Source organism: Methylophaga sp. UBA4204 (assembly GCF_002379485.1).
In the GTDB taxonomy this organism is placed as follows: domain Bacteria; phylum Pseudomonadota; class Gammaproteobacteria; order Nitrosococcales; family Methylophagaceae; genus Methylophaga.
In genome coordinates this window covers 1-8,554 of sequence record NZ_DFTU01000104.1, presented here as the reverse complement: position 1 = coordinate 8,554, position 8,554 = coordinate 1, and the positions used below count along the sequence as shown (strand labels likewise).

The 8,554-nt window shown below is 45.8% G+C and carries 7 protein-coding genes and 1 tRNA gene; 2 read left to right on the top strand and 6 right to left on the bottom strand.

The window, feature by feature from the left end:
• Nucleotides 1-205: 205 nt before the first annotated feature.
• Nucleotides 206-1,273 carry a mechanosensitive ion channel family protein gene (locus tag B3182_RS15285; protein WP_292354434.1) on the bottom strand — a complete coding sequence of 356 codons (1,068 nt, stop codon included), beginning with the start codon at nucleotides 1,271-1,273 and terminating at the stop codon, nucleotides 206-208.
• A gap of 487 nt (nucleotides 1,274-1,760) precedes the next feature.
• A complete protein-coding gene (locus B3182_RS15280) occupies nucleotides 1,761-2,483 on the bottom strand; it encodes a plastocyanin/azurin family copper-binding protein (RefSeq protein ID WP_292354436.1) in 723 nt (240 codons plus the stop codon).
• 503 nt (nucleotides 2,484-2,986) lie between these two features.
• Here B3182_RS15280 and B3182_RS15275 point away from each other — a divergent pair.
• A complete protein-coding gene (locus B3182_RS15275) occupies nucleotides 2,987-3,847 on the top strand; it encodes an aldo/keto reductase (RefSeq protein ID WP_292354438.1) in 861 nt (286 codons plus the stop codon).
• A gap of 50 nt (nucleotides 3,848-3,897) precedes the next feature.
• On the opposite strand, the gene B3182_RS15270 is transcribed toward B3182_RS15275, so the two are convergent.
• The 4 genes from B3182_RS15270 to B3182_RS15255 all read right to left on the bottom strand — a co-directional run bounded on the left by B3182_RS15270 (nucleotide 3,898) and on the right by B3182_RS15255 (nucleotide 7,907).
• Nucleotides 3,898-3,984 (bottom strand) — tRNA-Leu (locus B3182_RS15270).
• Nucleotides 3,985-4,036: 52 nt separating this feature from the next.
• Nucleotides 4,037-5,770, bottom strand: coding sequence for a chloride channel protein (locus B3182_RS15265; RefSeq protein WP_292354440.1), 1,734 nt, complete (start codon nucleotides 5,768-5,770; stop codon nucleotides 4,037-4,039).
• Nucleotides 5,771-5,775: 5 nt separating this feature from the next.
• Nucleotides 5,776-7,149, bottom strand: coding sequence for an oxygen-independent coproporphyrinogen III oxidase (hemN, locus tag B3182_RS15260; RefSeq protein ID WP_292354442.1), 1,374 nt, complete (start codon nucleotides 7,147-7,149; stop codon nucleotides 5,776-5,778).
• 86 nt (nucleotides 7,150-7,235) lie between these two features.
• Entirely contained in the window at nucleotides 7,236-7,907 is a 672-nt protein-coding gene (locus B3182_RS15255) for a TIGR00730 family Rossman fold protein (RefSeq protein ID WP_292354444.1), read from the bottom strand.
• Between the two features lie 177 nt (nucleotides 7,908-8,084).
• Here B3182_RS15255 and B3182_RS15250 point away from each other — a divergent pair.
• Nucleotides 8,085-8,554, top strand: a 470-nt coding sequence (locus tag B3182_RS15250) for a phosphoribosylamine--glycine ligase (protein WP_414683353.1), incomplete at its 3' end; no start/stop codon positions are given.

Below are 8,554 nucleotides of genomic sequence, written 5' to 3'. Positions count from 1 at the left end.
TTGTAATCGTTAAGATTTGAAACCACGCAAAACAAGAAGCCCCCGGAAGGGGGCTTTTTTGTGGCTAGGTGATGCGTTACTCCATCCAAACTTTAAAAAGTTTCGGAATCTCGAATCTCAAGCTTAAAAAAAGCACTTATAAATTGATAGTGTCCAGGGCTGGAATCAAAACTGCACAGGCGCAAAGCCGAGGGGGGTAAATTCCTCATGATGGTCGTTGCTCCGAGCTTTCCTGATCATAGTTTATCGCTCTGATGGGATATGGAATGGTGATGCCTTCTTCTCTATAGCGTTTGTGAAGGGCTTTGATAAACGCTGATTTCACCCAAAAGCGATTGAAATATTCCTGGGCTCTTAACATAACGGTGAAATTAATACTGGAATTGTCAAAAGTGTGAAAAACAACAAATGTCTCATATTCCTCCACTCCCCATTTATGTGATTTAAGAATTTCACGGGCGACTTCGAGCGTTACGCGCTCAACGTATTCCAGATCAGAGTTGTAGTGCACCCCGACCTCAACCGGTACGGAAAGCTGTTTTTCCGGATAATAATAATTGATCAGCTTCGACTTTGATAAAACACTATTGGGCATTATCACAATATTGTTGGGAAGCATTCGGATCCAGGTTGATCGCCAGCCTATTTTCTCAACAAAGCCTTGTTCACCTGAATCCAACTCAATAAAGTCTCCCATCCGGATAGGCTTATCGATGACCAGCTGAATGCCGGAAAAGAAGTTCTCCAGTGTCGGTTGCAGCGCCAATGCCAGCGCCAAAGACGTGATACCCAGTGAGGCGATAATGGGAGTCAAGGAAATACCGATGGTGCTGAGAATCATCAGCAAGCCAAGGCCGAGGATCACGATATGCGTGATACCTTGCATGATGCCTTTGCTGGTTCTGAAACTAACGTTTCTATCGGCATAGCGGCCAACTAAACCGTTCACCAATCTATCAACAAATACCACTAACGCTAAGATGAGCAGAAGCTTGGCAACAATATTAAAAATACTGGAATTTATGTTGACTGAATAATGTACCAACAACTGTTCAAAGAGTTTGGAAAGGAACGCCAGTAACACAAGTGTGAGGGGGAAGTTGACCGATTTAATGATTATGCCGATTAGGGAGATTTGACTGGTCTCCGCGGCTTTTAAAATACGTGCCAGAATAAATCGCTTAACAAGAGTAAGTGTAATAAAAGCGCCCAAGACAATGATCGTCATCATTGACCATTGGGGCAAGGCATCAAGCCAATCCTGGAACTTCATTACGCAACCTTAATGACTAAGTTAGTAATAACTTATGCAGAAGTTGTGCCCTTAATGAGAAAGCGGTCAGCGTGTTTCGTATCAAGTGATAGGACAGAAAATGATGCAATTTCTGAGCGTTATATCGTTAAAGTTGCACGGTTTGTTGGCAGGCTGAACCAAAAAAGTGCACCTTAAAATTTATGTAGCCGTTCCTGAACACCTTCAACGCGATATAAACGAGTAGATGGCCAATTAAAAACCTTTAGGTTATTAACCCATCAATTCAGGCGCTTTTTTAGGGATTTTTAAAACACGTTCGTGGAATTGGGGGTGAACTCTAGACATAAAAAAAGCCCCAACACTTTTCAGTATTGAGGCTTTGATATTTTGATGGTGCCCGGGGCCGTAATCGAACAGGCCATTACATTAGTTTCTCCACCCCAACACTCATATGCTGATTCCGTTTTGAATCCGCTTTTTGGTATCAACTTCTCAGGCAAAAAAACTACATACTTTCTGCTTTAGAAATAGCCTTTCTGACCAAACGGCCAGCAGCGCCCTTGGCATCGGCGTTTTTAATCTGTTCCAGATTGACTGGCTCGCCCACAATAACGACGCCCCCCATGGCAGCTCCGAAGTGAGGGACACATTTGTAGACATAGATACCATCTTGGGTAAATGTCCGATCATAGTTTTCATTTATGGGTGATTCCCAGTGCTCAGCATCTTCCGGAATCAAGCCATCGAGTGACTTTGTGTTGTGAGTGGGCATGTTGCGCCAGGAAACAGTGTCTCCATTCTTGATGGTGATGACCAGCGGAATGTATTTAAGCCCTTGCGCCATAACAGTATGGGTTTCGGGACCTTCGCTAGCTGGCTCATCGGCTGGAGTAGTGGTTGCTTTATCAGCGGTCGATGCAGAATCAGTCTCTTCAGCTTCAATATTTGTCTCTGTTGCTTCAGTTTGATCCGTCGCAGATGTCTGATCACTCTCAGCGATAGGTTCATCTTCAATGACCACTTCAGTTTCTGGTGCGCTTGGTGTGATGTTTTCAGTCGCGTCCATGTTGCTCTGATTTTCGGAGCTCATTTCAGTTTCAGGGCTTGGTGTGGTGTCAGAGCTGTCATCGTTACCACAACCAGTGATCAGCGTAGCGGTCAAGAATGACATGGTCAGTGCCATTGCAATGTTTCTCGCCTGTGTAAACGTCGTAATTGCTTTGAGCATCTTGTGTTCCTTAATTAAAGGCAAAAAATTTCAACAATAGTGTAACAGTGAAAAACCTGCAGTAGGTTCGATATCCCACTAAATCCAAATATCAGCTTTGTGTTAATTAGCGTGGAGAGCCAGTTTTGATGTTGTTTTTATGCTTATAAAAAGCTAACTGCTGTCAGATTAAGTCTTAATCATTACAAATTAAGCCAAAAAAAAGCCCCAACACTTTTCAGTATCGAGGCTTAGATATTTCTGATGGTGCCCGGGGCCGGAATCGAACCGGCACAAGAGGTCGAGTAAGTTAGTTCAAATATCCATAACAGCCTTATATACCCCTGTGATCTCAACTGAATTGAGGCTATCAAGTTGATGTAATCTATGCTTTAACAAGCTTAACGAGAGTAAATCTGATGCAGATACGAACTGTGCATTATGAGCAAGGCTAAATCCATCGTAAAAATAGATGGCTAATCAGACATGTTAACATCAAGAAAAGCAATTAGTCGGAGTCGCTCATGGTTAAAACCAATTCACTTGTACAGCAAGCCTCATTCCAACTCGGGCAGTATTCAATTAACCGTATAGGTTTGGGAACTATGCGAGTTACCGGGCCTGGCATATGGGGTGAACCAGAAGATCGTCAGCAATGCCTTCGAGTGTTAAAAAGGGCACCAGAATTAGGCATCAACTTTATTGATACAGCAGATAGTTATGGCCCTAATGTCAGTGAAGATTTAATTCGTGAAGCATTGTATCCATATGATGGCATTTTGGTTGCAACGAAAGCTGGTTTAACCCGGCATGGTGAGAATATCTGGGCGCCACTTGGAAGGCCAGAATATTTGAGGCAATGCGTATTAATGAGTATGCGAAGGCTCAATGTAGAACAGATCGGTTTGTGGCAGTTACATCGAATTGATCCCAAAGTTCCTCGGGACGAACAATTCGCAGCTGTGCAGGAATTTCAGAATGAGGGGCTGATTAAGCATGTCGGCTTAAGTGAAGTGGGTGTCGACGACATTATTGCAGCTCAGAAGTATTTCAAGGTCAGTACGGTACAGAATCAATATAACCTGAAGATGCGGCAATACGAGGAGGTCGTTGATTACTGTACCGAACAGGGTATTGGCTTCATCCCCTGGTACCCCTTGGCAAAAAATGCACTGGCAGAGTCCGCTTCAATACTCAAAACCATTGCCGCGAAATACGATGCCACTCCGAATCAAATTGTGCTGGCTTGGCTGTTAAAACGCAGCCCAGTAATTATTCCCATTCCAGGCACCAGCAAGGTGAATCATTTGGAAGAGAACGTAAAAGCTGGTGATTTTGAACTATCAGACGAAGACTTTACGGCTTTAAGCACCACTAAGTATTGAAAACAAAAAAGCCCCAACACTTTTCAGTATCGAGGCTTAGATATTTCTGATGGTGCCCGGGGCCGGAATCGAACCGGCACGACCGCAAAGTCGAGGGATTTTAAGTCCCTTGTGTCTACCAATTTCACCACCCGGGCAGCAAGCCGCACATTATAAACAAGATTTCACAATTGTTCACACCCAATTCGCTTATTTTCTGGTGGAAGGGGGTAATTGGTAATGGCTTTCGATCATTTCCCGGGTCAAAATCCCATAAATACGGTCGATCATTGGGGTGCTCTGTCGACTGACGTAAAGCGCCTCTACTTCATATTTATCAAGCGCCTGATAGGCTTCATGCAGGCTGGTATGCAATGAGATTTTATGTACATTGCGTCTGGTTGCCGGGATTTGCATCAAATCGATTTCTGACTCATCTTCGTCTTCTTTTACGCTCACCGCTCTGGCCAGGTCGCTGGCGGGCATCAAGGCAATCGGATTGCGTTCTTTGGTGATTAAAATCCATTCCGGGTTGTTTTCAAGTGTATGCAGGGCCAAATCGCGATTGATTGTCTGATTCAATACAGCGATATTGCGTTGCATCGCGGCGCCAACACTGATTTTACGAAGCGTTTGCGAGATAGGGTCATTACGAAAATCCAGACCTTTTACTCGCATCATATTGACGAATAGTGGCTCCTGTTTGAAATAATCGTGCGTAATCAGACTGGAAAAGACGATGGCGAGCATGCCCGGCAGAATGATTTCCGGGTTGCCGGTGAGTTCCAGCATGGCCATTAATGCGGCAAGCGGGGCTTTCAGGGTGGCAGACATCATCGCGCACATGCCTAACACGGCATAAAAGGTCATTGATGAAGCATATTCAGGCAATAGGATCTGGCCAAAGTAACCTAATATTGCGCCGGCACAGGCGCCGACGACCATGGTCGGCCCAATGACTCCGGCCGGGATGCCTAAACCGACGGTGGCAGAAGATAACAGCAGTTTCATCACCATGATGATGACCAGCGTGCCGATGGCAATATCATTGGCGGAAATACTGCCGATAATGCCGTAGCCCATACCCATCACTTCCGGCACCATCATGCCGCACAAGCCCATTAAAATTCCGGCATAAACCGGCCGTAACCATGACGGGTGATTGGTGTATAGATTAGTAAACAGCGTCAGTGTTTTTAACGCAATGGTGGCTAAACCACCGATAACGAGACCCAGGAATATGATGTAGGGCAGTTCCCATAGTGACTGCATCTCGGCGCTGAGGTTGATAAAAACCGTATCGTCACCAAAGGTCAGCCGGCAGACCACTGCGCCGGTGACGGAAGCAAGAATCACCGGAATAAAACTGGCGATGTAATATTCCATCATGATGACTTCCATGGCGAAAATCACTCCGGCAATCGGTGTGTTAAATGAGGCGGCTATGGCCGCCGCTGTGCCTGATGCCACCAAAATCCGAACACTGTTGTTGGGTAACTCCAGACCATTTGCCAGTAAGCTGCCGCTGGCGGCACCCAGATGCACACCGGGACCCTCACGACCAACGGAATGACCGGTGATGATGGCAATACTGGTGCCGATAAATTGGCGAACGGCATTTTGCCAGGGGAGGCGGCCTTCATAAGCGGAGAGCCGTTCGATAACATGGAGGATGCCGGTGGTGCGTTGTTCTTGAGTTAATCCGCGAAACAGTAAACCGATAAGCAGGCCGCCGACAATAGGCAGGCCCAAAAGACCCCACCAGGGCAGGCTGGCAAAGCCTTCGACTTCACCGGAGGGCAATAGCAGCATTTGACCATGTTCAATGGTGAGTCTGAGCAGGATGATGGCAAGGCTGGCCAATAATCCGGTGATAACGGCGAGCACATAGAGCTTTACGCCTAATCTACCAAATATGAAATACTGTCGGATTTTTTCCAGCATCAGCCCTATATAACTTTGGAAAATCGCTGTTTTGCTTGTTGACTGTATTTATCAAACGCCATGCAGATATTACGGATTAACAAGCGACCAGCTGGTAAGACCACAATGTTTTTCCAGTTATACTGCAACAGGCCATCTTCGGCAAATTGTTCGATCTGAGGGTAGGCATCGGCAAAGTATTCTTTAAATTGGATGCCGTATTCCTGTTCGATTTCTACAATGCTCAGTTCAAAATCACAGATTAAACGGGTAATGATTTGACGTCGCAGTTTGTCGTCCTCTGAAAGGCTGATGCCACGCATTAACGGTAACTGATTTTGCTTGAGCAGAGTGTCGTATTCGAGCAGGGTTTTTACATTCTGTGCATAAGCATCACCGATATTGCCAATCGAAGTGATACCAAAGCCGATCAGATCACATTCGGCGTGAGTGGCATAGCCCTGAAAATTACGATGTAACCGATTTTGTTCCTGGGCCAGACTGAGCTCATCGTCCGGTTTGGCAAAGTGATCCATACCAATATATTGATAACCGGCCTGCGTTAATTTATTGATCGACAGTTGCAAAATGCTCAATTTCTGCTCTGCAGTAGGTAAGTCTTCACTTTTAATCTGACGCTGAGTTTTAAACAACTTTGGCATATGGGCGTAGTTAAATAATGAGATACGATCAGGATCGGCAGCGATGATTTTATCGAGCGAAGTATTGAAGCCGGATAACGTTTGCAGCGGCAGGCCGTAAATCAAATCGATGCTGATCGAGCGGAACTGATGCTGGCGGGCGGCATCTATGACCGCCATGGTTTCGGCCTCGGATTGAATGCGATTAACCGCTTTTTGCACGGCCGCATCAAAATCCTGCACGCCCAGACTGATACGGTTAAAGCCTATTTTCTTTAACAACGCGATGGTATCGGCATTAGCTTCACGGGGATCAATTTCAATCGAGATATCGGCATCGTCAGCAATATGAAAATGCCGACGGGTTTCAGTCATCAGATCCTGCATTTGCTGTTCGCTTATAAATGTCGGTGTGCCACCGCCCCAGTGCAGTTGCGTCACCGGACGGCTGGTATCAATTAATGCGGCCTTAAGGGCCAGTTCTTTGTAGAGGTTTTCAAGATATGGCGCAGCATGATCGCGATTTTTGGTGATGATTTTGTTGCAGGCGCAATAAAAACACACGGTATCGCAAAACGGTAAATGGAAATACAGAGACAGTGGCCCGCCGCGCTGGTTGGATAACTCGGCGTGTTCGATGAATTCCTTTGTTTTAAAGGTTTCATCAAACTCCAATGCGGTGGGATACGAGGTGTATCTCGGTCCGGCCGTATCGTATTTCTGGATAAGTTGGCGGTTCACGATCAGCTGATTTTGCATAGCAAAGCCCTGTAAAACAGTTGGGCGATGATTATAAACAGCCAATTTTTACCGTGGATGGCTAATACACGCTTTCTTGATCCAGATCAGACTGGGAAGCGTTGATCGTCTTCCGGATGAGCCCCTAAATCAGCAAAATGTTTCTGAATAATTGGTAAGACCTCTTCGGGTTTATCAACCAAATGGAAAATACTCAGATCGTCTTCCTTGATACAGTCCATCCGCAGCACTTCAGCCCGAAGCCAGTCAATCAGTCCTATCCAGTATTCTGAGCCATACAAAATAACCGGAAAGTGGCGGATTTTGCGGCTTTGGATAAGGGTTAATGCTTCAAAGAATTCATCCAAAGTACCGAAACCACCGGGAAATACTACATAGCCCATTGAGGATTTAACAAACATCAGTTTGCGAACAAAAAAATAGCGAAAACTCAGGCTGATATCCTGATTCGGATTGGGTTTTTGTTCCATCGGCAGTTCAATATTGAGGCCGACCGAATGTGCCCCCTGTTTGAACGCACCGGCATTGGCAGCATGCATAATGCCGGGACCTCCACCGGTAATAACCGAAAACTTTGCCTGGGAAAGTGACAGTGCAACCTGTTTGGCCGCCTGATAATACGGAGAGTCTTCTGTTAAACACGCACTACCGAAGATGGATACGGCGGGACCAAGCCCATTAAGGGTTTCAATACCGTCAATCAGTTCAGATTGAATGCGGAAGACGCGCCAGGCTTCCGATGTTTTTAAATCTTCCACTTGTATTTTTCTCACTTGGCAAAGGCTGAACATCACAATAATGAAAAGCCGCCACAGTTACAATCCATGCCTTATATAAGCTGACTTGGGTATGTCATAACCATGTATTAATGTTTGGTTATACAGTCATCTACGGTATCATTGCCGCTTTATTTCAGCAGGTGTGGCAACAAGATAATGAAAGTTCTGGTCATTGGTAGTGGCGGTCGTGAGCATGCGCTGGCTTGGAAACTGAAACAATCACCGCGTTGCAGTGAAGTTTTTGTCGCCCCAGGCAATCCGGGAACCGCAAATGAGGCAGGTGTCAGCAATGTCGACATCGCCGTTGATGATATTAATGCGCTGGTTAATTTCGCAAAGCAGAATGATATCGGTTTAACGGTTGTTGGCCCTGAAATTCCATTAGTTAAGGGTGTCGTCGATGCCTTTGAAAAAGCCGGGTTACGCTGTTTCGGTCCGAGCAAGGACGCCGCTCAGCTGGAAGCTTCCAAATCGTTCACCAAAGATTTTCTGGCCCGTCATCAAATTCCTACTGCTGCCTATCAAGTCTTTACCAATATCTCCAATGCCATTGAATACATTCTGGAGCGTGGCGCGCCTATCGTTGTGAAAGCTGATGGTCTAGCTGCCGGTAAAGGCGTTATCGT

What these genes read in the sequence shown, in the direction of transcription:
- B3182_RS15265 (WP_292354440.1), bottom strand. Translation starts at nt 5,770, where the DNA reads ATGCTGGAAAAAATCCGACAGTATTTCATATTTGGTAGATTAGGCGTA.
- B3182_RS15280 (WP_292354436.1), bottom strand. Translation starts at nt 2,483, where the DNA reads ATGCTCAAAGCAATTACGACGTTTACACAGGCGAGAAACATTGCAATG.
- hemN (WP_292354442.1), bottom strand. Translation starts at nt 7,149, where the DNA reads ATGCAAAATCAGCTGATCGTGAACCGCCAACTTATCCAGAAATACGAT.
- B3182_RS15285 (WP_292354434.1), bottom strand. Translation starts at nt 1,273, where the DNA reads ATGAAGTTCCAGGATTGGCTTGATGCCTTGCCCCAATGGTCAATGATG.
- B3182_RS15275 (WP_292354438.1), top strand. Translation starts at nt 2,987, where the DNA reads ATGGTTAAAACCAATTCACTTGTACAGCAAGCCTCATTCCAACTCGGG.